Source organism: Geopsychrobacter electrodiphilus DSM 16401, assembly GCF_000384395.1.
Lineage (GTDB): Bacteria > Desulfobacterota > Desulfuromonadia > Desulfuromonadales > Geopsychrobacteraceae > Geopsychrobacter > Geopsychrobacter electrodiphilus.
In genome coordinates this window covers 3,565,180-3,590,264 of the sequence record NZ_ARWE01000001.1, presented here as the reverse complement: position 1 = coordinate 3,590,264, position 25,085 = coordinate 3,565,180, and the positions used below count along the sequence as shown (strand labels likewise).

The window sequence follows — 25,085 nt, the reverse complement described above, 5'->3', positions numbered from 1 at the left end:
CGAATGGCTATCTTAGCTCATAAGCCGAGGGAGGCAAAGATGCTTTTATTCTGTAACGTCCGTTGGGTCGGTTCTGTTGTTTAGAGTTTTTGCCAGGCATTTAAGGCTGCAGCGGTGGTCTGTTTTTGCAGCGCGCGGCGCGCGGGCGGGGGCCGGTTATCAAACCAGATAGGCAGGAGCGCATCCTGCCGCCCCTCGGTCCCTTCATTTTGCAGCAGTCGGCGTTCAATGACCTGTGGGAGGTTGAGTACTTCGCTATGATCGAGAATCGGTTCAAAACAGCAATCGACCCCGTCGAAGCGCGTTTGCCAGACCGAAAAATCGGCACTGGCAATGAGCTCGGCAACGGCGGCGATCAAAGCGGTCTGCGGCATCGGTTCATGTTGACGGTCGACCCAGTCGGGGCGCTGAACGGTGGCACAGAAGGATTGCCAGAATTTTTCTTCGAGGGCACCGAGGGCGATAAACCGGTCATCGGCGGTACGGTAGATCTGGTAGCAGGCGGCGCCGCCGGTGAGCAGATCACTCCCGCGGGAAAGAGACTCCCCTGCTCGTTGGGCCGCGGTCAGCGGGAAAGACTGCCAGGAGAGGGCAACTTCAAACAGGCTGATATCAATATAAGCGCCTTTGCCCGTTGTGTTGCGGCGCAGCAGGGCAGCGAGGATGGCGGTAACTGCCTGCTGGCCGGTGGCGTGATCACAGATCGGCGGAAAAGGGATGACCGGCGTTTCGCGGCTTCCGGTCAGGCTGAGCATGCCGCTCATGGCCAGATAGGTCAGGTCATGTCCGGCGCGCTCGCGGCAGGGGCCGGTTTGACCGAAGCCCGAAAGCGCGCAGTGGATCAGGTTCGGATTCAATTCCTGCAGGCGGGCGCGGCCGAAGCCGAGACGCTCAAGCACGCCCGGGCGAAAGGATTCGAGCAGGACATCGGCGCGGGTGATCAATTCGGCGAGCACCTCTCCGCCGGATTCGGTTTTCAAATCGAGAGGCAAAAGGGTCTTGCCAGCGTTGATCTGCTTATACCAGGGGGAGACGCCATCTTCATCCTGCAGGATAAAGTGACTCATCGGATCGCCCTGCGGCGGTTCAATCTTCAGTACTTCGGCGCCAAAATCGGCGAGCATCTGGGTGGTGAAGGGACCGGGCAGATACTGGCTGAGGTCGAGGACCCGCACCCCGGCGAGGCAGTCGTTAAGCATCAATTCACCTCATCAGGGTTCTAAGGTGAATTCCCAGGAGCAGAAGAAATCGTCCGGGTGCGCGTCGGGCGGACAAGCGATGCATCTGGTCGTAATGCGCGGGTCGATGGTGCGGGCGAACTCACTGTATTCAACGATGCCGACCGATTTGCAGGGGAAGTCATCCAGCCCCTTGCGCTTGCGCGCTGACTGCACCCGACAATCAACCATGCGAAAGACGGCACGGGTGTCACTGACCTCGATCGCCTCCTGCAGGTTGAGGCGGGCGTAGAGTCGATGATTCAGACACTCGAGTAAGGCCGGGATGCCGCCCCCCGGCTGGAGATTAAGTCGCGCCATGATGCGTTTGGCTTCGATCACAGTAAAATGCCGCCAGGCGTCTGTATCGGCGGCGATGGCGACCTCCATGCCGTGGGTCTTTTCGATTGCCTGGAACCAGAGACCGTCGTGGGCCAGCCAGTTTTTGGCATCGTCCTGGATGATGGTGATGAGTTCCTGTTTGCTGAGTTTTTGTAAAAGTTTGAGACCTTCATCGGGTGCGCTGGCTTGGCTTGACATGGGATTTCTCCTTAAAGTTGTGTGCTATGAAATAATTAGGTTAATCAGGGTCGCGGGGTTGCGCCCCGCACGCCGCCTTACTTTCTTGCTGCGCGGCAAGAAAGTAAGCAAAGAAACGCGCCCGACCTCCTTGCCCGCCTTTGGCGGGTTTCCTCCGCTACATGCCGATTTTGAGCTCACTCGGAAACTCGCCTGCGGCTCAGACATCCTCGCTCGAAATCCTCAAAATCTCTATTCCGTTCCGGCGGCGTCACACGGGGAGGCTAAATCGCGACGGGGCGCTGGTCGTCGATGACTTTGCCATCGTTGGGCAGCTTTCCCGGTGCTACAAATTCTACCGTTCCGCGCAGCTTGGTCAGGTCGCGGATGGTTTCTATAACTGCTGCTTGCAAATTAGAGGCAGCGGTCTCAGCACATTCAATCTGCAGGCACATCGCATCCTGATCCTCGACTCGGGTAACCACCAACCTGCCCCGTCCCAGCTCTGGATGGCGCTTGAGGATTGCGGCGATCTGGCTGGGGTGGACGAACATGCCGCGGATTTTGGTGGTTTGGTCGGCGCGGCCCATCCAGCCTTTAATGCGCTGGTTGGTGCGGCCGCAGGGGCTTGGCCCGGGCAGGATCGCCGAGAGATCACCGGTCGCGAAACGGATCAGCGGGTAGTCGGGGTTGAGGCTGGTGACGACGACTTCGCCGACTTCACCTTCGGCCACGAGTTCGCCGGTGCCGGTGCGCACGATTTCGAGGATGATCCCTTCATCGACGATCATCCCTTCTTGCGCCTTGGACTCGTAGGCGATCAGACCGAGGTCTGCGGTGGCGTAGCATTGCAGCACGGCGATGCCACGTGCGGCGAAGGCAGCGCGTAGCGTTGGTGGCAGATATTCACCGGAAACAAGAGCTTTTGTGAGGCAGGAGAGATCGATGCCGAGTTCGTCTGCTTTGTCGAGGATCAGTTTTAAAAACGATGGCGTACCGACATAGCCCTCGGGGCGGACATGGGCCATGGTCTGGACCTGTAGTTCGGTCTGGCCGACGCCGGCCGGAACCGTCGCGCAACCGAGTGCGCGGGCACCGGATTCGAACATCATTCCCGCCGGGGTGAAATGGTAGGAGAAGCAGTTGTGAATAATTTCGCCGCGGCGGAAGCCGGCAGCGTAAAGTGCACGCGCAAAACGCCAGAAATCGGGTCTGGTCGAACCGGGCTCGAAGATTGGGCCGGGTGAGGCGAAGATTTGGCAGAGTGCCGGGGGAGTGATGCCGGTCAGGCCGCCGAAGATCGGCAGATTCTGCTGGCGCTTGATCAACTCGGTCTTATGCAAGAGGGGCAATTTGGCCAGGGCCACACGATTACTGACACTCGCGCCTTTAATCCCGCCCAGGGTCTCGGCAAAAGCAGATGCCGTGGTCTGGGCATGCTCGAGCTGCTCAGCCAGTTGTGTAAACAGTTCGGTCTCGCGTTGTTCGGCGCTGCGGGTTTCGAGGTTGTCGTAGAAATCGGACATGGTTTCTCCGCGTGAAATTAAATCCCCTCTCCCTGAGGAGAGGGCTAGGGGGACTGTTCGTAAAAGGGCCCCCTCATCCGGCCAGCAGCCACCTTCTCCCTCAGGGAGAAGGGTTTTGGGTCACATCCAGCGTTTTCTGCGCTTATATGACTTCAAATTCTTGAACGACTTGCGTTCCTTATCGCCACCGGCCAGATAAAACTCTTTCATATCCTCATTGTTGAGCAGATCTTCGCCGCTGCCGTCGAGGACGATCTTGCCCGACTCCATGACGTAGCCGTAGTTGGCGCTGTGCAGGGCCATGTTGGCGTTCTGTTCAACCAGCAGCATGGTGATCCCCTGTTCCTGGTTGATGTTGCGGATGATCTCGAAGACCTCCTTGACCAGCAGTGGTGAGAGGCCCATGGAGGGTTCGTCGAGCAGAATCATCTCGGGCTTGGCCATGATCGCGCGGCCGATGGCAAGCATCTGCTGTTCGCCGCCCGAGAGGTAGCCGGCCATGCCGGTGCGTTCCTTCAAACGTGGGAAATAATGAAAGACCTTCTCGATATCCCCCTTGATGGCGCCGCGGTCCTTGCGGGTGAAGGCGCCGAGGCGGAGGTTTTCGATGACCGTCATATCCTCGATGATCCGACGTCCCTCCATGACCTGAAAAATCCCCTTGCGCACGATGGCGTCGGGGTCACTGTTGGCGATGTTCTCTCCCTTGAAGGTGATAGTGCCGCGCGTGACCTCGCCGTCCTCGGTCTTGAGCAGTCCGGAGATTGCCTTCAAGGTGGTCGATTTTCCGGCGCCGTTGGGCCCGAGCAGGGTGACAAGTTCGCCTCTGGGGACGTCGAGGCTGATACCCCGCAACACCAGAATGACTTCGTCATAAACAACTTCGATGTTGTTGACCGAGAGAATGATCTCTTTTTCGGCAGGCTGTGCAGCAACCTTAACGGCCGGCTCTCCCATGGAAACACTCCGATCAAAAGGGAAAAGGTTCGGTGTTCAATATTCCAGGTCTGGAATTCAATAACGGGAAGCCCGCACCTCGAAGATTGAAGCTGTGCGGGGATGATATCACCCCCGCACAGAGGAATAACTTACCAGCCGAGCCAGTCGGCGCGGCGTGGAACTTCAACGGTTGATTGCAGGTTGAATTTGAAATCGCCGCCGTTGTAGGTCGTGGTATAGACCGAAACTTCGGTGGTGCCGCGGTGATCTTCGCTGGTCCATGTTGATGGCTTGCAGACCCCTTCGAGGCCGGCCGGGACATGGTTCTTCATCTGCTCCATCCCCTTCTTGATGTTCGGCCCGGTGATCCCACCCTTCATTTTGTCGGCGGCGATCATGGCGTCTTTCATGAAGTACACCGTGCAGATACCGCGCATGTAGTGCAGGTTATGATAGGTCTTGCCGGAAGGGTCAGACATTTTTGCGATTTCGCGAACCATGGCCATCCCCGGAGCTGAATCGTTCCAGGAGGGTGAGCCGAGAGGGACGGCTACACCATCGCCTGATTGCCCAGCGGCTTTGATCGAGTTTTCATCCCAACCCCAGACATTGGCCAGAAACTGGGGATTGGCGCCAACGGTACCGCAGGAGTTGAGCAGCGAGATGTTCGAGCCGGCGGTGTTACCCATGTAGGCGTAGTTCGCCCCGGAATCCTTGAGGGTCAGACACTGCGCCTTGGCATCGCCGGGCTTCAGGGAATAAACGATCGGGTTCAGCACTTCGAAGCCGAGTTCCTTGGCGTAGGCCGCACAGGCTGCCTTGGGTGCGTTGGGGTAGGGGTGGTTGGCGCCCATGTGAATGAATTTTGGTGCGTCTTTATGCCCTTTGGCTTTCCAGTCTTCGGCGGCCCACTGCACCAGCCCGCGGCAGGTGTCGGAATAGGAGGGTCCGTAGAAGAAGTTATATGGGGCAGCCGATTTGCTGTGCTCAGATTTGCCGGTCGGGTCGGTCAGGTGACCGGAATAGGAGGCCGAGAAATAGGGGATTTTATCCTTGGCGACGAACTGGACCAGGGCTTCGGTGTCGGCGGTACCCCAGCCTTGAATAGCGACCGGTTTGAGATCGGAGACCCAGCGCTTGTAGGTCGCCACGGCCTGCGGAGCCTTGTAGGAGTAATCGACGGTTTCGTAGTTGAGCAGTTTGCCATCGATGCCGCCATGGGCATTGATGTATTTCATGGCATCGTCGATACCGTTGCCATAGGGGACGCCGACGTCAGAGGTCGGGCCGGTGTAGCAGGCCAGATGGCCGACCGGGATAGTATCGGCGGCGAATGCAAGGGTTGTAATACTGAACATTGCCAGGACCAGGGTTCCACAGAGTAGCTTTTTGCGCATGACGTGTTTCCTCCTTAAACGTTGATGGAACATGACGGGGTCATCGGGGAGTCGGTTCCCGTGCGTAAACTCTCAACCCCAGGCAAGCACTGCCTTGGAAATTATAGCGAGCATATCTGTCTATGGTTTCAGCCTCACCAGCAAGAGCAACGGGTCTCCAGCCCCTGCCTGCGTTCAACGTCGTCACTTGACTTCCTGCTGGCAGGGTCTTCAGACCAGATGCCAGGGAGTTTGCAGATCAGTACGAAAACGGATACAGCTTCCAGTAGTTCTTGATCATCTTCCAGCGATGGGACAGGCCGTCCGGTTCAAAGATCAGAAACAGGATAATCGCCAGGCCGATGGACATGGCTTTGATGTAGGCCAAAGCCTGGGTCAAAGCAGTGCTGTTACTCCCGATCAGATGCACGCCAAACGCCATCACCTCGGGGAGCAGCACCATGAAGATGGTGCCGAGCATGGTCCCCATCACCGAGCCGAGGCCGCCGATGATGATCATGGCCAGAAACTGAATCGAAAGCACGATGGTGAAGCCTTCGACCGAGACGAAGCCAAGGTAGTGACCAAAAAGGGCGCCGCCGATTCCGGCATAGAACGAGGAGATGCCGAAGGAGAGAATCCGGTATTTGTTGAGGTTGATCCCCATGATTTCGGCCGACAGGTAATGATCACGTACCGCGATAAAGGCTCGGCCGTCGCGGGTGCGCAACAGGTTGGTGCCGGCCAGGAACATGATGATGACGTAGAAGAGTACGACATAAAAATAGGAGCGGTCGTCGTTCATGGTGTAGCCGAAAATGCTGAACGGGGCGGCCATGGCGCCGGCCGAGCCGCCGGTAAACCAGTCGGCGCGGGCGAAGAAGTCTTCGAGGATGTACTGCGAGGCCAGAGTCGCGATCGCCAGGTAGAGTCCCTTGATCCGGCCGGCCGGGATGCCGACCATCAGCCCGACGGCCATGGTCAAAAGCCCCGCCAGCGGGATGCAGAAGAAGACCGGCAGGCCGGTGGTGTTGTTGATCCAGGCGGAGGTAAAGGCCCCCAGACCGAAGAAGGCGGCGTGGCCGAGGGAGATCTGGCCGGTGAACCCGACGACGATGTTCAGCCCCAATGCGGCAATGCCGTAGTAGCCGATCTGGATCAGCAGGTTCAGCTGGTAGGCGTCGCACACCAGGGGGGAGAGCATCAGCACCAGAATTGAAACAATCGCCACCCGCCGTGCCAGGGGGGTCGGGAAGATCGTGGTGTCCTGTCGGTAGTTGGTGCGGAACTCTCCGCAGCGCATGCGTGAATGAGCAGAGGCCATAGGCTTAAATCCTCTCGATGTCTTTGGTGCCGAAGAGCCCATAAGGCTTGATCATCAGAATAATGACCAGGGCATAGAAGGGGGCGATGTTGTACATGTTTCCGAGGTGCAGCCACTGGCTGTCGAAAAATTCGGCCAGATTCTCGAGCACCCCGATGATGAGTCCGCCGACAATCGAGCCGATGATCGAATCCATGCCGCCCAGAATCACCACCGGAAAGACCTTGATGCCGATGAAGGAGAGCGCCGAGGAGACGCCGTTGACCATGCCGATGACCACCCCGGCCAGGGCCGAAACGACCGCGGAAATTGCCCAGGCGGCGGCAAACACGTGTTTGACCGAGATCCCGAGGCTCTGGGCGATCTGCTGGTTGAAGGCGGTGGCGCGCATCGCCAGCCCCATTCGCGAATATTTGAAGAAGATATAGAAGCCGACCATGATGATGAGCGAAATGACCAGACTCATGATGTAGGCGGTCTCGATCTGCAGCCCGGCGATATTCACCGATTCGGTTTCAAAGACCTTGGGAAAGGCTTTGGTGTAGCCGCCAAAAATCCAGGAGACCAGCGCCTGGAAAAACATCGAGAGGCCGATAGTGACCATGATTACCGAGATGATCGGTTCGCCGATCATCGGGCGCAACACCACGATCTGCAGCACGATGCCGAAAATAAACATGAACACCAGGGTCAGGGGGAAGGCGAAGTAGAAGGGGAGCTGAAATTTGACCAGCATCGCCCAGCAGGTCCAGGCGCCGATGAGCAGAAATTCACCCTGGGCAAAATTGATGATACGGGTCGATTTGTAGATCAGCACGAAGCACATGGCCACCACCCCGTAGAGGGTGCCGACGATCAGGCCGTTGACCAGTAGCTGGGTCAGCAGTTCAAAATTCATCTTTCTCTCCTTAAGGGGTTAGTGGGCCGCTTGCCGCCGGACCTGTTTGGTCAGCTGGCCTGCAGATTCCTTCTGCAGATCAACCACCCGGACATCGGTCTGGATGCGAGATTTGTTGCCGTCCTGAAAGGTGATGACCGTGTCGATATGGACGATCTCCTCTTCGCTGTAGATTGTATCGATGATCTCGGCGTACTTCTCCTTGATCACTCCGCGGCGTACCTTGCGGGTGCGGGTCAGCTCGCCGTCGTCGGCGTCGAGTTGCTTGTAGAGCAGCAGGAATTTGCGGATCCGCTGGGCCTCGGGCAGGCTGGCGTTAACCTGCTCCACCTCCTTCTGCACCATGTCGTAGATCAGCGGCTGGGCCGAGAGGTTGATGTAGTTGGTAAAGGCAAGCCCGCGCTGTTCGGCCCATTTGGCGACGATGTCAAAGCGGATGCAGATGATCGCCGCCAGATAGGGGCGTTCATCCCCCTGGACGACCGCCTCGGCGATAAAGGGGGAGAACTTCAGCTTGTTCTCGATGAACTGCGGCGAGAAGCGCGTGCCGGTCGCAGTTTCGGCCAGGTCGGAGATCCGGTCGATGACCACCAGATGGCCGTTCTCTTTTTTGAAATAGCCGGCGTCGCCAGTGAGCATCCAGCCGTCGCTGAGGGCATCCGCGCTGGCCTGCTCGTTGTTGAAGTAGCCGAGAAACATCCCTTTCGATTTGGCGACGACCTGGCCAACGCCGTTAGCATCAGGGTTATCGATGCGCACCTCGGCGTTTTCGAAGGGGATACCGACGCTGTCGAAATCCACATCGTCCGCCTCATGGATGGTGTAGGCCCCGCCCATTTCGGTCTGGCCGTACAGTTGGCGGAGCGGCACCCCCATGGCGAGGAAGAACTTGAAGGTGTCGGGGCCCAGGGCGGCGCCACCGGTCGCGGCCGAGCGCAGAAAGGAGAAGCCGAGCCGGTCCTTGAGCGCCTTGAACAGCAGCCAGTAGGCCAGTTTCGACTGTGCCTTCCCCTGCAGGGCGGCCTTGTCGGCCAGCGCCATGCCGAACTTGAACATCCTCTGTTTAAACGGGGTGGCATCCATCATCTTGGCCTTGACGTCGGCGGCGACGGACTCCCAGACGCGCGGCGCCAGGAGCACGAAGTTCGGGCCGATCTCGCGCAGGTCGGCCATCATCGTCTCTGGTTCCTCGACGAAGTTGACGATCTGACGACAGATCAGCGCCTGAGCCACGGCGTAGACCTGTTCCATAATCCAGGGGAGCGGCAGCACCGAGACATAGTTGTCGCTCGGATACTTGGGGTCGGCGTGCAGATAGGCGAGGCTGTGTTCGAGCATCGGCCCACATTGCAGCATGGCCAGTTTCGGATTCGAGGTGGTGCCGGAGGTCGGGCAGAGGATGGCGACATCTGCCGCCTGTCCCGCAGCGAGCAGCTGCGCGTAGAGCTCTGGCTGCTCGGCGTCCAGCTGTTCGCCCGCTTTCATCAGGTCGAGGTGGCTGAGCAGGCGAGGATCATCGTATTTGCGCATGCCGCGCGGGTCACAATAGATGATGTGCTTCACGCAGGGGCACTCGGCGGTGATCTCAAGGACCTTGTCGACCTGCTCTTCATCCTCGGCGATGATGATCTTGGCGCCGGCGTAGTTGATCAGGTAGGCGACCTCTTCGTTGAGCGAATCCTGGTAGATGCCGAAGATCATCGCGCGCAGGGCATGGGAGGCAATCTCACCGATCACCCATTCCGGTCGATTGTCGCCGATGATGCCGACCGAATCACCATGGGCGATCCCCAGATGGTGCATGCCGAGGGCAAAGTGCTTGACCAGCTTATGGTAAGCGCTCCAGTTGTAAGCGTTCCAGATGCCGAACTCCTTCTCGCGCAGGGCGACTTCGTCCGGCCAGTTGGCTGCGTTGTAGGCGAGCAGCTTGGGAAAGGTGTCGTACTGCTTGATATCGGCGTATTCGGCTGGCATCAGGCAACCTCCCCGGCGGATTGTGCAGTTGCAGAAGGTTCGTCATCCACGCCCAGATAGGCTTTTTTAACCTGTGGGTTGGCCATCACTTCGTCCGGCAGGCCACTTGCGATCTTCTTGCCGAAATCGAGCACCATCACCCGGTGGGAGATATCCATGACCACCCCCATGTCGTGCTCGATCATTACCACCGTCATCCCCCACTCTTCATTGAGGTCGATGATGTAGCGCGCCATGTCCTCTTTCTCTTCCAGATTCATCCCGGCCATCGGTTCATCGAGCAGAATCAGATCGGGACGCAGGGCCACGGCGCGGGCCAGCTCGACCCGTTTGCGCAGACCGTAGGAGAGAGTGCCGGCGATCGACTTGCGAATATGCGCGATCTCGAGAAAATCGATGATGTCCTCGACCTCGGCGCGGTGCTTCAATTCCTCTCTTCGTGCGCCGGTTAACCAGTAGAGGGAGCCGCTGAGGAAGTTGTTTTTGAGCAGATGGTGACGTCCGACCATGATGTTGTCGAGTACGGTCATGTGGGCGAAGAGCGCAAGATTCTGAAAGGTGCGGCCGATCCCCAAGGTGCAGCGGTCGTTGGGGCGCAGGCCGATCATCTCCTTCTGCCGGAAGGTGATCGAACCCTTGTTCGGCTGGTAGCGGCCCGAGATACAGTTGAGCATAGATGTCTTACCGGCACCGTTAGGACCGATGATTGAGAAGATTTCGCCTGGGTTGACGCTGAAGCTGACGTCGGTCAGGGCATGAACCCCGCCGAAAGAGAGGGAGATGTCGCTGACCTGAAGCAGAGGGGGTGTTTCAGCCATAGAAGGAATCCTCCTCAAGCGGGAAAACTAGATCGCAGCGGATAGCCTGGCCGACAACGATTCGAAGATGATAGTGAAGAACCTGAAGATTGCAAGCAAGGTACCAAACAACGTTTTATTTATTTCTAATCAGGGTAAGAGCCTTTATCTATTTGAAATAAGAGAGAATTTTATCAGAGGGAACAGCGATGAATGCTCATGGCGCGATCTCAATCGATGTCCTTTTTGTTTACACTGTTACACCCCATTTACAGTCGGCAGAAGTCAGCGTCAAAGAACCGTGTTGTCAGACCAGAATCCCCGGTTGTTGGCGGGGTTGCCACCTGCTCCGGTGACTACTGGAGGTGGTATTTATGCAGTTTTTTGTAGAGACCGGGGCGCGAGATTCCCAGCACGCTTGCGGCGTTCAGTTTGTTGCCGCCGGACTGTGTCAGGGAGGCCTCAATCAAGAGCCGTTCCATCTCGTCCATAATCTCCTGTAAGGGCTTCTGGCCGATGCAGGAGAGCAGGTTCTCCTGTTGGGAAGAGTCCAGCGGCGAGACGGCGCTCGGCGAAGCTCCACGAATATGCCGCGGTAGATCCCCGGCTTCAATCCTGGTGCCGGTGGCCATATTGAAGGCACTCTCTATCGCATTGCGCAGTTCGCGGATATTGCCGGGGAAGTCATAGTTTTTCAGAAGTTGCCAGGCCTCTTCGTCCAGGCCTTGAATGTTCATTTCGAACTCAGCATTAAAGTCGTCGATCAGATGTTTGGTGATAAAGTAGATATCATCCCGCCGCTCACGCAAGGCCGGGATTTCGAGAGCGATGACGTTCAGTCGATAATAGAGGTCGGTGCGGAACAGGCCGTTTCGGACCTTCTCTTCCAGATTCACGTTGGTCGCTGCCACCACCCGGATGTCGATCCGTTTGGTGGCCGTACTCCCCAAGGGGGTGACCTCGCGTTCCTGGAGCACGCGCAGCAGCTTGGCCTGCATGATCATCGGCATGTCGCTGATCTCGTCGAGAAAGATCGTGCCGCCATCGGCCAGTTCGAATTTGCCGATCTGGCCCCCTTTTTTTGCGCCAGTAAAGGCACCATCGGTGTAGCCGAACAGTTCTGATTCGAGCAGCAGGTCGGGGATGGCCGCGCAGTTGACCCGTACGAAGGGGCCATAACGCCGCTTGCTCGCCGCATGCAGGGCGTGAGCGAAGAGTTCCTTGCCGGTGCCGCTCTCGCCCATCAGCAGGACGTTGGAGGGTCGTTCGGCGATGCGCAACAGCTTCTCCTTGAGGTCCTTCATCCGTTTGCTGTGTCCGATGATACTGTTGCAGTCGTACTTGAAACTGAGGCCCGAGGATTGCCCCCGCGATTTGGGCGCGCTCGAGCTGGGGGTGAAGTTCTGGAACTTGTCAGCGATGCGGGTGAGCTCGCGCATATCACTGAACAGCACCTTCCCCCAGGCGCCGAGCATCTTCCCCTCTTTAAATAGCGGGTAGCGGCTGACCACCGTCTGGCGCCCGTTGAGCAGGTGCGGCTCGGCGACTTCGGCCTGGCCGGTATCCATGACCACCGGCAGGCGTGAGGGGTTTGAGTTGGGGTAGGCCTTGTGGACATGTTTGCCGAGCAGTTCGCCGGCGCGCAATCCGAGGACGTCGGCAAAGGGTTGATTGATCATGGTGATGATGCAGTCGGTGTTGACCAGAATCAGGCTCTCCTGGGTGAGGGTAGAGCCCTGGTCCATGGAACAGAGCAGGTCCGGCATTTCCAGGCTGGAGGTCGTGAGTTGTTCGCTGCGCATCAGGCTGAACAGGCCGGCGGAGAGCTGAGGGTCTTTGCCGAGGGACGTATAGTCGCAGTAGTGTTTAACGTTGTTGATCCAGACCGGCTGTGATTTGAAACAGACCCCCTGCACCAGCAGGGTATGGAGGAAACCGAGTTTAATCACCTGTCCAAGGCGCTGACCAATCAGTTCTTCGGGTCGTCTGGCGAGCAAGGCAAAGCATTCTTCGTTGGAGGTGATGATCCGTTGCTCGGAATCAAGCACCGCCAGCCAGCTCTCTTCTAACGGGGTGACCCCGTCCAGATTATAACCGGCCCGTTCTGCCACCTGCGCAAAGCCCATGGATTGACTCCCTTTGGGTTGGTTGTCTCTCGCTCTTTTCGTGAAAGTTGAAAGATGATAATACAGTGTTTTATAAAAAATTCAAAAAGAATTAGTTTAGCCATTGGAAACTAAAATTTGATTGTGAGGAAACAGCCTGCACCATTGCGTTCTCCGGGTAGACACCGGCCAACCTTCGATTTACCGACTTTTGAAAAAGAAGTGTAAACCTGTGTTTACAGATGTCGGGTCTGTTGCGGGAAAGATGTTCACGGGTGGTTTTGCGCACAATCTCCGAAAAGACTGATGGCTCGCGGCCCTAAGTTACTCTGCTGAGGTAAAATATAAGCGTGGCATACTGATTGCTAAAACATTGTTCTTTGTCTCTCATGCCAACAGAAGGAGAACGCACCATGGAGAATGCCGTCTATCAGGCACAGCACCCTATCCGCTTTGTGACCGCTACCAGCCTGTATGATGGTCATGATGTCTCGATAAATATCATGCGCCGGATCCTGCAGGACTCGGGCGCCGAAGTTGTGCACCTGGGGCACAATCGTTCTGCGCAGGAGGTCGTCACCGCGGCGATTACGGAAGATGCGCAGGGGATCGCGGTCAGTTCCTACCAGGGGGGGCATCTCGAATATTTCAAATATATCCGTGATCTTCTGGTTGCGCAGGATGCCGGACATATCCGGATTTTCGGTGGGGGCGGGGGCGTCATCCTGCCGGAAGAGATTCGCGAGCTCGAAGACTATGGGATTTGCAAAATTTTCTCCCCTGAAGACGGTCGGCGCATGGGGCTGCAGGGGATGGTCAACTTTAAGCTCGAGCAGTGCGATTTTGAGACACCCCAGCAGTTTGAGCGTGATCTCAAACGTCTGTCGCAGCGGGATTGTCAGGCGATCGCCCGCCTGATTACCAGCGCTGAGCGCCTGGTCGACAGTCGCGATGATCAGCTGGCTGCCCAGCAAAAAGCGGTTCACGCTCTGGCTCGGCCGGTGCCGGTGCTCGGCATTACCGGCACCGGCGGGGCGGGCAAAAGCTCGCTGACCGATGAGTTGGTCAGGCGTTTTCTGCGCGATTTCAGTGACAAGACCGTCGCGATACTGTCCGTCGATCCGACCCGCAAGCGCACCGGCGGTGCTCTGCTCGGTGACCGTATCCGCATGAACGCCATCGATACGCCGCGGGTCTTTATGCGTTCGCTGGCGACGCGCGATTCGCGCAGTGAGCTCTCGACCGCAATCCACGAGGCGCTCGAGGTGCTGAAGGCGGCGCGTTTCGACCTGATCATCGTCGAGACCAGCGGGATCGGTCAGGGGGATGCCGGGATTGTCGAGGTTTGCGATTTGTCGCTCTATGTCATGACCAGCGAGTTCGGTGCGCCGACCCAGTTGGAGAAGATCGATATGCTCGACTTCGCCGATCTGATCGTGCTCAACAAGATGGAGAAACGCGGCGCCGAGGACGCTCTGCGCAACGTGCGCAAACAGTACCGGCGCAACCGCAAACTGTTCGATGCCGCCGATGAGGAGCTGCCGGTCTTCGGCACCATCGCCAGTCAGTTCAACGACATCGGGGTCAATCGGCTCTACCGTGCGCTGATCGACCTGCTCAATGATAAATGTACTCTCGATTGGGAGTCGCAACTCGAAGTGGGTGAGGGACAGAGCCTGGCCCAGCAGATCATCCCGCCGGAGCAGATCGGCTATCTGGCCGAGATCGTTCACAGTGTCAGGGCTTATCGCAAACAGGTCGAAAGTCAGGTGCTTGTCGGGCGGCAGCTCTTTCAGCTCTCCGGCGCGCGCGACCTGCTGGCTGAAAAATGTGCCTGTCAGATCGCCGATCTTGAGACCCTGGTAACCCGGGCCGAAGCCGCCCTCAGCGAGGAGAACCGTAAGCTGCTGCAAACCTGGCCCGCGCTTAAGAAGGCCTACCGTGAAGAGGTCATGGTGACCCGTGTGCGTGACAAGGAGATCCGTACCGAACTGACCACCACCACCCTTTCTGGGACGCGAATCCCCAGGGTCTGTCTGCCCGATTTTGCCGATTACGGCGAGATTATCCGCTGGTGCATGACGGAGAACGCCCCCGGTTTCTTCCCCTACACCGCTGGTCTCTTCCCCTTCAAGCGCACCGCCGAAGATCCCAAGCGCCAGTTTGCCGGTGAGGGGACGCCCGAACGCACCAATCGACGTTTTCACTACCTGACCCAGGATGATGACGCCAAGCGGCTCTCGACCGCCTTCGACAGCGTGACCCTGTATGGGGAAGACCCGGACGAGCGCCCCGACATCTACGGCAAGGTCGGGATGTCCGGGGTGTCGATCTGTACCCTGAACGACATGCAAAAGCTGTTCGCCGGCTTCGATCTTTGCGATCCGATGACCTCGGTCTCGCTGACCATCAACGGTCCGGCGCCGATGCTTTTGGCGATGTTCATGAACACCGCTATCCGCCAGCAGCTGGATAAGTTCAAAGCCGATAACGGGCGTCAACCGACGGCTGCCGAGGCGGCCGAGATCCAGAGCTGGACCCTGCAGACGGTGCGCGGCACGGTGCAGGCTGATATATTAAAAGAGGATCAGGGGCAGAACACCTGCATCTTCACCACTGAGTTCGCGTTGCGCATGATGGGGGATGTGCAGCAGTATTTTATCGATCAGAAGGTGCGCAATTACTACTCGGTCTCGATCAGCGGCTATCATATCGCCGAGGCCGGCGCCAACCCGATCAGCCAGCTGGCCTTCACCCTCTCGAACGGCTTTACCTTCGTCGAGTATTATCTGGCGCGGGGCATGCACATCGATGACTTTGCCGGCAACCTCTCTTTCTTCTTCAGCAACGGTCTCGACTCTGAATACACCGTGATCGGGCGGGTTGCACGCCGGATCTGGTCGGTGGTGATGCGCGAGCGTTACGGCGCCAACACCAAAAGCCAGATGCTCAAGTATCACATCCAGACCTCAGGAAGGTCGCTGCACGCCCAGGAGATGAATTTCAACGATATCCGCACAACTCTTCAGGCGCTGATGGCGATTTATGACAACTGTAACTCGCTGCACACCAACGCCTACGACGAGGCGGTGACTACCCCGACTGAAGAGTCGGTGCGGCGTGCGATGGCGATCCAGTTGATCATCAACAAGGAGCTGGGGATGGCCAGGAACGAAAATCCCCTGCAGGGCTCCTTCATCGTCGAGGAGCTGACCGATCTGGTCGAAGCGGCGGTGCTGGCGCAGTTCGAACAGATCAATCAGCGTGGCGGGGTGCTCGGGGCGATGGAGACCCTGTATCAGCGCACCAAGATTCAGGAAGAGTCCATGCTCTACGAACATCAGAAGCACACCGGTGAGCTGCCGATCATCGGGGTTAACACCTACCTGAACCCGAAGAATGCTGATGGTTACGTAATCCCCGGCGAACTGGCCCGTTCGACCGAAGAGGAGAAGCGTCACCAGATCACCAACCTGCGCGCATTTCAGTCCGAACATGCAGCTGAAGCCGGGGCTGCGCTCAAGCGCTTGCAGCAGGCGGCCGAAAGCGGGGGCAACATCTTCGCCGAGCTGATGGAGACGGTCAAGGTCGCCTCACTCGGGCAGATCAGCGCGGCGTTGTATGAGGTTGGCGGGCAGTATCGCCGCAACATGTAGGCGGCGGATGAAAAGCACCCATCTGCGGCGTTGCCCTTGCCTGAATCGCTGCGGAGTAGCTACCGCTACACCTCACTCTTCAGGCTGTGGGCGCCTAGCAGCTGGGCACTTTTGATTCGTCTTGGGAGTTTTCGTGTCAAAATAGGAGAAACCTATGTTTGCTGTTGAAAAGAAAGATGATATTGCGATTCTGCGCATGCAGTATGGGTCGGCGAACGCCATGGATCTGAACTTTTGTGTCGACCTGAGCAATATGATTCGGGAGTTGGCGGAACACTCATCCCGTGCGATTGTGCTCACCGGGCAGGGGAAGATTTTTTCGGCCGGGGTTGATTTGCCGCAGCTTCTGGCCGGTGGGGTTGATTATGTCCGCCAGTTTCTCCCCGCCCTCGATGAACTGCTGACAACTCTGTTTTTCTGCAACAAGCCGGTTGTTGCGGCGGTTAACGGGCATGCTATCGCCGGTGGATGTTTGCTGACCTGTTGTGCTGATCGGCGTTTTATGGCGGCGGGAAAGTCCCGGATCGGAGTGCCTGAATTACGGGTCGGGGTGCCTTTCCCGGTGGTGGCCCTTGAGATCATGCGCGCCAGAACCAATCCTGATTTCATCGCCGAGGTTATTCTGGACGCAGCGACCTATGCCCCGGCCGAGGCACGGCAACGCGGTCTGATCGATGTGGTTGTCGAGCCGGAGCAGCTTATGGGTGAGGCTCTTGCTGCGGCAGAATCACTGGCCGCGATTCGACCGGGTCTCTTTGGCTTTTCCAAACGCCAGCTGCGCCAACCGGTGCGCGAGGTGATCAATGCGAGAAGCAGAGCTCAGGCGACTGAACTGTATGCGCTCTGGGAATCAGCCGAGACCCATGCCGCGATCAATGAGTTTGTCGCCCGTACCTTAAAAAAACCTCAGGACTCCTGATGTGTCCCTGCTCAGGCTTCCTGCCTGGTGCGCAGGAGTTACGCGCGCGCCAGGCAGGAAGCCTGCATCGTCAGCGCTTATTTACTCGTCCGCAGATTGTTTAACCCACCGCGTTGATTCATCCTCCCCCGAAGGCAAAGGTCTCCATCGCCAGATTGCCGTAGCTGAAGCTGCGGTGCAGCAGGGTCCCGGGTTGTTCGTTACCGGCGCCGTAAGCGACGAGCAGCGGCTCGAAATGCTCAGGTGTCGGGTGGGCCAGGCGGGCGTGAGGGGCATGTTCGCGATAACCGAGCAGATCTGCGCTGGCCCCCTGCAGCAGTTTCTCTTCGACCCAGCTGCTGAATTCGAGCACCCAGGGTTCGGGTGGTGACCCCGAAGGGAGCAGCTTGCCGAGGTTGTGGGTGATCGCCCCCGATGCGACGATCAGCACCCCGGCCTTGCGCAGCGGCGCGAGGGCGCGGCCGAGGGCCAGGTGCTCCGTGAGAGACGCGCCGCGTTTGAGGCTGAGGGAGAGCACCGGGATCTCGGCTTCGGGCCAGGCGAGCATCAAGGGAATCCAGGCTCCGTGATCGAGGCCACGCTGCGGATCGCCGTTGAAATCAATATTCCCCTCCTGCAACACCTCGCGACAAAGGCTGATCAGCCACGCGGCGCCCTGAGCCGGGTATGTCAAACGATAAAGCTCGGCAGGAAAACCACCGAAATCATAAATTGTGGAAAATTGCAGGGCTTCCCCCAGGGTGAACTGCGCCGCTTGCCAATGCGCCGAAATGATCAGGATCCCCTTGGGTCGGGGTAGACTTTTACCCAGATCAATGAGCGCCTGCCGGGCGGGTTCCTGCGAGAGCACCAGATCCGGTGCCCCGTGCGAAAGAAAGATGGCGGGTAATTCTTGCATACTGTATCTCCTAAGTGTGCTCCTGATGGGCACTTGCAGCGATTTGTTGGCTCGAAACTGTTCAGCTCTTCGATCTATGGTTCAACTTCTGGATCCCACGTGCTGTTGGTGTGCCAGAAAAAGCTCTTTAACTTTTGATCGCTTCAACTTGCAGGGTAATCTCTACGTCATCGCCGACGGTCACCCCGCCGGACTCAAGGATTGCGTTCCAGGTCAGGCCGAAATCCTTGCGGTTGATCATCCCTTTGGCGGCAAATCCGGCGCGGACATTGCCCCAGGCATCTTTGTTCTCACCGAGAAATGCGCCGCTGAGAACAATCGGTTTGGTGGTGCCGCGAATCGTCAGGTCGCCGTAAACCTTGATGTCGTTGCCGCTCCCCTCGACCTTTTTGCTGACAAAGATCATTTCAGGAAACTTGGCCGCGTCGAAAAAGTCGGCGCTGCGCAGGTGATTGCCCCGCTTTCCGATGCGCGTATCGACCGAGGTGGTTTTGATCACGGCGGCCGCAGCAGAGAGCGTCCTGGCCTGAGAATCAGCCTCAATTGTATCCTCAAAGTCGGTAAAGTAACCGCTGACTTTGAAGAACATCAGGTGTTGCACTGTGAAGCCGACTTCCGAGTGCATCGGGTCGATTTTGTAGCTGGCGCTGAAGCCGGGTTGGGCGAAGGCGAATAGCAGTGCGATGGACAAGAGTGATTTTTTAACATGTTGGTTCTCCTGTTTCGGGTCATTGAGCTTCGAAATAAAACCATTTTGGTCACAATACTGGACGGCGCTATAGAAAAATAATATTTATATTCGACAATGAGTATTGATGAAATCTATTATTATTAATTCAAGGAGAATCGTAATGACTCTTGATCAACTTAAAATTCTGGTGCAGATTGCCGAGTCCGGCAGCGTGCTGGCTGCGGCTGAGGCCTTGCACCGAACGCAACCGACCCTCAGCGTCGGGATCCGCAAGCTGGAAGATGAACTCGGATTGACCCTCCTGGCGCGGGATCAATATCGGGCCCGCTTAACCCCGGCCGGCGAAAGGATCTGTCAGCAGGCCCGTGAAGTCTTGCGGCAGGGGACTCATTTGACCGATCTGGCCGCTCATCTGGCCAGCGGGCACGAAGCCAGGTTATGTATCGCGATTGAAGAGAGTTGCCCGGTGCCACTGGTGCTTGAGGTGTTGCGGCGGCTCGAAAAAAAATATCCGCAAACTGCGATCGAACTGGTTGGCGAGAGGCTTTGGGGTGCTCTGGAACGACTGGAGCAGAGTGACGCGGATATTGCCATCACCCCCTGGTTCGAAGAGAACATTCAACTGCAATCCTTCCCGTTCAGTCGGGTCCAGATGGTGCCCGTCGCCGCCCCGGACTTTCTGGCAGAATTCACTGCCCATTCCTTGTCGCTGGCTGATTTGAAAGACCGGGTTCAGGTGGTCGTGCGCGACAGCAGCCGCCAGCCGCGTAAGAAAAGTCTGGGGGTGATTGTTGATGGGCGGCGTTGGCTGGTCAACGATCATCAGACCAAAAAGCAGATTCTGCTGGCCGGGATGGGCTGGGGGCGGTTGCAACTGCATATGATTGCGGATGAACTGAAGAGTGGACAGCTGGAGGTGATGCAGATCGAGGATTATGGTGACAGGCCGCAGCTTGAAATTCGCGTTGCGCGCCGTCGGGACGAAGTAGTCGGGCCGGTGGCCGCTGAACTCTGGAAGATGTTTCAAGCGCTGAAGGCCGAATCCGGGTCTATTTGATCAATTCAGCGAACCCGAGCACGCGATTGCTGCGGCCATCGGTTTCAATCTTTCCTTCGACCACGCTGATGGCGAAGCCGCCGATCCCCCAGTTGCTGATCGTCTGGCGACTGACCTGCTTAAGGGTCAGTAAAGGGGTGAGAGGGTCCGGAAGCTCGGCGCTCGGCACGGGGTTGAGGTGCATCTGCCAGCCCTTGTCCCAGCGATAAAAACCGAGGGCCCAGCCCTTTTTGTTGACCTCCAGATCAGGCGCGCTGATCTTTGCCTGTTCGTGACCCGAATCAAAAAAGCCGAAGGTCTTGAGATTCTTCTTCCCCTCAGCCTGCAGATAGATATCTCCCCAACTGGCCGGGGGCCCATTCAACAGGGCCAGATAAAACCCCTGAAAATTATCCCAGTCGCTGGAATAGCGGTGGGTCAGACGGTTCCGGTTATCGAGATCCAACTCCTCGTGGATGACCCGGCCAGGAATGGTACGCCCCTGCCAGTACAGCACTGCTGCGGCGTTGCCCCAGCGCTGGTGGCGTTCGGGGTCCGGGCCTATGAGTTTGACCTGGAGGGGATTGATTTCGAGGCGTAGATCGTTGATGCGGCTTTGAATTCTGATCCCGCTATTCGAGTGTCCATAGATCTGAAAGGTCGTGGAGTAGGGGATTTTGGTCAACATTTCCGTGGGATTTGGATATGCCCCCGTGCCGACCAGGTCGATCCAGCCCTGATGTTCATCGTAGAGAACGCCAAAATGCGCGGCCTGAAATTTACCCTTATCTACTCCCCGGTTGTTATCGAGGGCGAAGAGCAGGTAGCCGGTTTCATCCTGACCGATAAAAGAGAAGTAATCGGAATAATAGACCGGAGACTCGGCCGCAGAGGCCGAACCGATCAGGAGCATCAGCAACATCAGCGGGCTGATAACAAGTATTTTTATGATGTTGCACATGGTTAAACCTTGAACAAGGGGGACGCTCGGCAGATGAACTGCACGGGCGGAGATTTTTAGTTCAGTCGATGATCAGGTTTGGCAGCTCATCCGTATCATCTGTTTTGACCGGGAAGTTTTCCTGCAGTAACTGACCACAGGTTTCAATTGCACTGCAGAGGGCGCTGCAGGCATCACCCTGCAGCATCCCCCGGGTGATGGTATCGACGACGCCGTCCCAGGTGTCGTGCGCAACCGCATTGTTGATGCCGCGATCAGCCAACACATAAACCCGGCGTTCAAAGAGCGAGAGCAGAATCAGGATCCCGGTTTCGTCCCGGGTGTGATGCAGCCCATTTTCGAGGAAGGCGACGATGGCGCGTTCTTTGACCTCTTCGCTGATCTCAGCGGGATGGATGAGGCGCCGCTTGAGGTTCGGCAGTTTGCGGATCAGCAGTTTGAATGGAAAATAACTGAGGGCGAAGAGCCACAAAAAATGCCAGAGGGATTCACCGAAAAAGGCCCAGCTGAGGGATGTTGCCGTCGCCAGCGCGAACAGCCCGGCCCCCAGGATTTCGGAGCGCGGATAGTCATAAGAGTCATCAACCAGCATCGGGACGATTTCACCGCTGGTGCGACTTTCGGCCTCTCGTACGGCCGCTTCGATGCGGGCTTGTTCTGCCGGAGTGAAAAATTCTTTGGCTGACATGTATAGGGGCCTTTTATAGTGATTTTTGATGAGCTGTGCTTGAATCAGGGTAGCCCTTCTTCACACGGAAGAGGGTGGGCTTTGGCCAGATGAGGTGAATTTACCAACCGCCTGAAGAGCCGCCGCCTCCGAAGCCGCCACCCCCGCCGCTGAAGCCACCTCCGCCGCCAAAACCGCCGCCACCCCCACCAATGAAGGGTCCGCCGACGAAAAAGCCGCCGCGTCGCCGTCCACGTCGACCACCACCGAACAGGAGCATGCCGGGTCCCAGAAAGAGCAGCAGGGCGAGTGAACCCCAGGGGCTGCGTTTTTTCTTGCGGTCGGAGTGGCCAGTTCCCTGATATTCACCGCGCACCGCTTCGGCCATGGCGGAAACTCCGGCAATGATACCGCCTTCGTAATCGCCCGCCTTGAAGCGGGGTGTGATTTCATTGTCGATAATACGGCCGGTGAGCAGGTCGGTGAGCTTCCCTTCGAGGCCATAGCCGACCTCGATGCGAATCTTGTGTTCGGCCTTGGCGATCAGCAGCAGGGCGCCGTTATCTTTCCCTTTTTGGCCAATTTTCCAGCTGTCGGCAACGCGCAGGCTGTAATCCTCGAGGGACTCCCCTTGCAGGGAATCGATTGTCAATATTACCAGTTGCGTCGAGTCGCTTTGTTCGAAGCTGCGCAGAAAACTTTCAATCTTCAGCGTGGTCTGCGGTGAAAGGAGGCCGGCCTGGTCATTGACATAGCCGTTCAGCTTGGGCACCTCAAGAGCCAGCAGGTTCAGCGGCAACAGCAGGGCGATCAGCAAGAGCAGCGTTATGCGGCGCAGGGACATGCTCAAAACTTGACCTTGGGCGCTGTTTCAGCTCCCGCCTCGGCTTTGAAGGGCTCTTTGCGCTCAAGATGAAGCAGGTAGTTGTTGGTCAGGTTGTTAGGGAAGGTGCGGATTGAGCCGTTGAAATTCTGCACCGCCGCGTTGTAGCGCTGCCGCGCAACATTGATGCGGTTTTCGGTCCCTTCCAGTTGATGCTGCAGATCGAGAAAGTTCTGGTTGGCCTTGAGGTCGGGGTAGCGTTCAGCAACCACGAGCAATCGCGACAGCGCGCCCGACAGTGCACCCTGGGCCTGCTGAAATTTCTGCAGCGCCGCTGGATTCGCCAGATCGCCGGTATTGATCTGGGTCTGGCCGACACTGGCGCGGGCCTTGGTGACAGCCTCCAGGGTCTCTTTTTCGTGGGCAGCATAGCCCTTGACCGTCTCGACCAGGTTCGGGATCAGGTCATTACGGCGCTGATAGGTGGCCTCGACATTGGCCCAGGCGGCAAACACCGCTTCTTCATTTTTTTGTATCTGGTTGTAGCCGCAGCCACTCAGGGCGGGCAGGGTGACGAGCGCAGCAATCAGGAGCAGAGTCAGACGTTTCAGCATGGGGTCGGGATCCTTTGTCTTGGTTTAAAAATAAACCTGTTTTTTTGATCGGTTGAACAATACCCCCCAGCATAGCCCTCAGGCCCGAGGGTTGTAAAGAGCTAAGCAGGATCACGAGCCGGGTGCTGAGAGCTGAAGGAGGATTGATCTGGCGGGAGCAGGGTATGAGCCTTTGGAATTGAGCGGCTTAATCAGCAACGCAGCGACAATCTCTGGCGCTGCGTTGCTGGTGTCAGGGAATAATATCGGACAGCTTTCTAGGAGCCGAAGCCGAAGAAACCCGGGAAGATGACCAGAATGGCCAGCACCATCACCTGCAGGGCGATAAACGGTGTCACCCCGCGGTAGATATCCATGGTTTTTACCTCCGGCGGCGCGACCCCTTTCAGGTAAAAGAGGCTGAAGCCGAAGGGGGGGGTTAAGAACGAGGTTTGCAGGTTCATGGCAACCAGAATCGCGTACCAGAGCGGGTCGATGCCGAGTTTGTCGGCAATCGGGGCCAGGATCGGTACAATGATGTAGGCGATTTCGACGAAGTCGATGAAAAAGCCGAGGATCATGATCGCGCCCATGGAGAAGATCAGAAAGCCCCACTTGCCACCGGGGAGCGCCATCATGAAGTCTTCGACTAGATAGTCGCCGCCAGTGTAGGTGAAGACCATGGAGAAGGCGGTGGCGCCGATGAGAATCGCGAAGACCATGGCGCTGATTTTGGTCGTTTCAGAGGCGGCGTCCCAGACCATCTTGAAGGATAGCTGACGGTAGAGCCCCGCCAGGATGACAGCGCCGATTCCGCCGACGGCGGCTGATTCGGTCGGGGTGGCGACCCCGAACAGGATCGAACCGAGCACCATCACTATCAGGACCAGTGGCGGAATGATCGCCTTGAGGGCGGTTATGACCTGCTGTTTTTTGCTGCCATGTTCTTCCCCCAGGCGGATCGGTGGTGCCAGTTTCGGGTTGATAATGGTGATGACGACGATGTAGGCGATATAAACCATCACCAGCGAAAGGCCGGGCCAAAAGGCCGCCTTAAACAGATCGCCGACCGGCAGCTGGAAAACATCGCCGAGGATGATCAGGATAATCGAGGGAGGGATGATCTGACCGAGGGTGCCCGAAGCGCAGATGGTGCCCGTCGCCAGGCGTTTGTCGTAGTTGTATTTCAGCATCACCGGCAGGGAGATGACCCCCATCGCCACCACGCTGGCGCCGACCACCCCGGTCGATGCGGCGAGCAGCGCCCCGACCAAGACGGTGGAGATGGCGATGCCGCCGCGGATTTCGCCGAACAATGAACCCATCGACTCGAGCAGGCGCTCGGCCAGTTTGGATTTCTGCAGAATGATGCCCATAAAGATGAAGAGCGGGATGGCCATCAGGATGGTGTTGTTCATCACCGCATAGATCCGATGCGGCATCAGGTTGAAGATTCTGGTCCCTTCGGAGAGCAGGCCGAAGATGACTGCGGCACCGCCGAAGGTGAAGGCGACCGGGAAGCCGAGCAGCAACAGCAGCAGGGCAGTGGCGAACATGCAAATGCCGATCATGGCAGAGTTATCCTTTTATACAGAGAAAAAACACACGGGCTTGTGAGCTGGTGGCTAAAACACATCATCTTCGACCGAGTGCGCTTTTGGCGCCTCAATGCCGCGGTAGATGTTGAAGTTGCGGATCATGAAGCCGATGGCGGAGATGACCAGAAAGATGAACGACAGCGGGATCACCGCCTTGATCAGCCAGCGGTGGGTTAGCCCACCCGGGTCACCACTGATCTCGCCGGAGATGTAGGCTTCATGAACGAACCATATGGAGCCGTGAATGATCAGCAGGCTCAAGGGGATCATCAGCAGCAGGGTGCCGGCGATATTGATAACCGCCTGCGTCTGCGGCGACCAGCGGTCATAGAGGATATCGACGCGCACGTGTCCGTCCGACTTGAGCGCGTAGGCGATGCCGAGCAGGAAGACGACAGAAAACAGGTGCCACTCCATCTCCTGCATGCCGATAGAGCTGACGTTGAAGGCATAACGCATGATGGCATCGTAGAAGACGTTGAGCATCATCAACAACATGGCCACCGTGGCGATACCGCCGATAATATCGATGAAACGGTCGATCCATTTTTCAATCTTTAACAACATG

General features: G+C 57.5%; 21 protein-coding genes. 3 read left to right on the top strand and 18 right to left on the bottom strand.

What is annotated here, in order from left to right; translation table 11 throughout:
• Nucleotides 1-80 precede the first annotated feature (80 nt).
• The 10 genes from D888_RS0116865 to D888_RS0116820 form a co-directional block, all read right to left on the bottom strand.
• Nucleotides 81-1,199, bottom strand: a complete 1,119-nt coding sequence (locus D888_RS0116865; protein WP_020677752.1) for a CaiB/BaiF CoA transferase family protein — start codon at nt 1,197-1,199, stop codon at nt 81-83.
• Between the two features lie 12 nt (nt 1,200-1,211).
• Entirely contained in the window at nt 1,212-1,757 is a 546-nt protein-coding gene (locus D888_RS0116860; RefSeq protein ID WP_020677751.1) for a DUF6125 family protein, read from the bottom strand.
• Nucleotides 1,758-2,020: 263 nt separating this feature from the next.
• Nucleotides 2,021-3,262 (bottom strand): phenylacetate--CoA ligase family protein, encoded by a 1,242-nt coding sequence (locus D888_RS0116855; RefSeq protein ID WP_020677750.1) that lies wholly within the window; start codon nt 3,260-3,262, stop codon nt 2,021-2,023.
• Nucleotides 3,263-3,382: 120 nt separating this feature from the next.
• Nucleotides 3,383-4,219, bottom strand: a complete 837-nt coding sequence (locus D888_RS0116850; protein ID WP_020677749.1) for an ABC transporter ATP-binding protein — start codon at nt 4,217-4,219, stop codon at nt 3,383-3,385.
• 131 nt (nt 4,220-4,350) lie between these two features.
• Nucleotides 4,351-5,598: an ABC transporter substrate-binding protein gene (locus D888_RS0116845; protein ID WP_020677748.1), complete on the bottom strand. Its 1,248-nt coding sequence runs from the start codon at nt 5,596-5,598 to the stop codon at nt 4,351-4,353.
• Between the two features lie 238 nt (nt 5,599-5,836).
• On the bottom strand, nt 5,837-6,901 hold the full coding sequence (locus D888_RS0116840; protein WP_020677747.1) for a branched-chain amino acid ABC transporter permease: 1,065 nt from the start codon (nt 6,899-6,901) through the stop codon (nt 5,837-5,839).
• A gap of 4 nt (nt 6,902-6,905) precedes the next feature.
• The gene (locus tag D888_RS0116835; RefSeq protein ID WP_020677746.1) at nt 6,906-7,799 is read right to left on the bottom strand and encodes a branched-chain amino acid ABC transporter permease; all 894 of its coding nucleotides are present in this window, start codon (nt 7,797-7,799) and stop codon (nt 6,906-6,908) included.
• 18 nt (nt 7,800-7,817) lie between these two features.
• Entirely contained in the window at nt 7,818-9,773 is a 1,956-nt protein-coding gene (locus D888_RS22125) for a long-chain fatty acid--CoA ligase (RefSeq protein WP_020677745.1), read from the bottom strand.
• Nucleotides 9,773-10,591 (bottom strand): ABC transporter ATP-binding protein, encoded by an 819-nt coding sequence (locus D888_RS22120; RefSeq protein ID WP_020677744.1) that lies wholly within the window; start codon nt 10,589-10,591, stop codon nt 9,773-9,775. Before D888_RS22120 ends, D888_RS22125 begins: the two co-directional genes overlap by 1 nt.
• Nucleotides 10,592-10,926: 335 nt before the next feature.
• Nucleotides 10,927-12,696: a sigma-54-dependent Fis family transcriptional regulator gene (locus D888_RS0116820; protein WP_020677743.1), complete on the bottom strand. Its 1,770-nt coding sequence runs from the start codon at nt 12,694-12,696 to the stop codon at nt 10,927-10,929.
• Between the two features lie 392 nt (nt 12,697-13,088).
• Here D888_RS0116820 and icmF point away from each other — a divergent pair, with 392 nt between their 5' ends.
• A complete protein-coding gene (gene icmF, locus D888_RS0116815) occupies nt 13,089-16,331 on the top strand; it encodes a fused isobutyryl-CoA mutase/GTPase IcmF (RefSeq protein WP_020677742.1) in 3,243 nt (1,080 codons plus the stop codon).
• A 154-nt stretch (nt 16,332-16,485) separates the two neighbouring features.
• A complete protein-coding gene (locus D888_RS0116810) occupies nt 16,486-17,250 on the top strand; it encodes an enoyl-CoA hydratase/isomerase family protein (protein ID WP_020677741.1) in 765 nt (254 codons plus the stop codon).
• 118 nt (nt 17,251-17,368) lie between these two features.
• On the opposite strand, the gene D888_RS0116805 is transcribed toward D888_RS0116810, so the two are convergent.
• Together D888_RS0116805 and D888_RS0116800 are read right to left on the bottom strand one after the other, a co-directional pair.
• Nucleotides 17,369-18,148 carry a DODA-type extradiol aromatic ring-opening family dioxygenase gene (locus D888_RS0116805; RefSeq protein ID WP_020677740.1) on the bottom strand — a complete coding sequence of 260 codons (780 nt, stop codon included), beginning with the start codon at nt 18,146-18,148 and terminating at the stop codon, nt 17,369-17,371.
• Nucleotides 18,149-18,275: 127 nt separating this feature from the next.
• A complete protein-coding gene (locus tag D888_RS0116800; protein ID WP_020677739.1) occupies nt 18,276-18,839 on the bottom strand; it encodes a YceI family protein in 564 nt (187 codons plus the stop codon).
• Between the two features lie 160 nt (nt 18,840-18,999).
• On the opposite strand from D888_RS0116800, the gene D888_RS0116795 reads away from it, so the two are divergent.
• Nucleotides 19,000-19,896, top strand: coding sequence for a LysR family transcriptional regulator (locus D888_RS0116795; RefSeq protein ID WP_020677738.1), 897 nt, complete (start codon nt 19,000-19,002; stop codon nt 19,894-19,896).
• On the opposite strand, the gene D888_RS0116790 is transcribed toward D888_RS0116795, so the two are convergent.
• The 6 genes from D888_RS0116790 to D888_RS22115 all read right to left on the bottom strand — a co-directional run bounded on the left by D888_RS0116790 (nt 19,889) and on the right by D888_RS22115 (nt 25,084).
• Entirely contained in the window at nt 19,889-20,836 is a 948-nt protein-coding gene (locus tag D888_RS0116790) for a hypothetical protein (protein WP_020677737.1), read from the bottom strand. The genes D888_RS0116795 and D888_RS0116790 overlap by 8 nt on opposite strands.
• 61 nt (nt 20,837-20,897) lie before the next feature.
• Nucleotides 20,898-21,524, bottom strand: a complete 627-nt coding sequence (locus D888_RS0116785) for a TPM domain-containing protein (protein WP_020677736.1) — start codon at nt 21,522-21,524, stop codon at nt 20,898-20,900.
• Nucleotides 21,525-21,624: 100 nt separating this feature from the next.
• Complete coding sequence (locus D888_RS0116780; protein ID WP_020677735.1) at nt 21,625-22,347, bottom strand: TPM domain-containing protein; 723 nt, start codon at nt 22,345-22,347, stop codon at nt 21,625-21,627.
• A 2-nt stretch (nt 22,348-22,349) separates the two neighbouring features.
• Nucleotides 22,350-22,940 carry a LemA family protein gene (locus D888_RS0116775; RefSeq protein WP_020677734.1) on the bottom strand — a complete coding sequence of 197 codons (591 nt, stop codon included), beginning with the start codon at nt 22,938-22,940 and terminating at the stop codon, nt 22,350-22,352.
• A 257-nt stretch (nt 22,941-23,197) separates the two neighbouring features.
• Nucleotides 23,198-24,490, bottom strand: coding sequence for a TRAP transporter large permease (locus tag D888_RS0116770; RefSeq protein WP_020677733.1), 1,293 nt, complete (start codon nt 24,488-24,490; stop codon nt 23,198-23,200).
• Between the two features lie 54 nt (nt 24,491-24,544).
• Nucleotides 24,545-25,084, bottom strand: a complete 540-nt coding sequence (locus D888_RS22115; RefSeq protein WP_020677732.1) for a TRAP transporter small permease subunit — start codon at nt 25,082-25,084, stop codon at nt 24,545-24,547.
• Nucleotide 25,085: the final 1 nt, after the last annotated feature.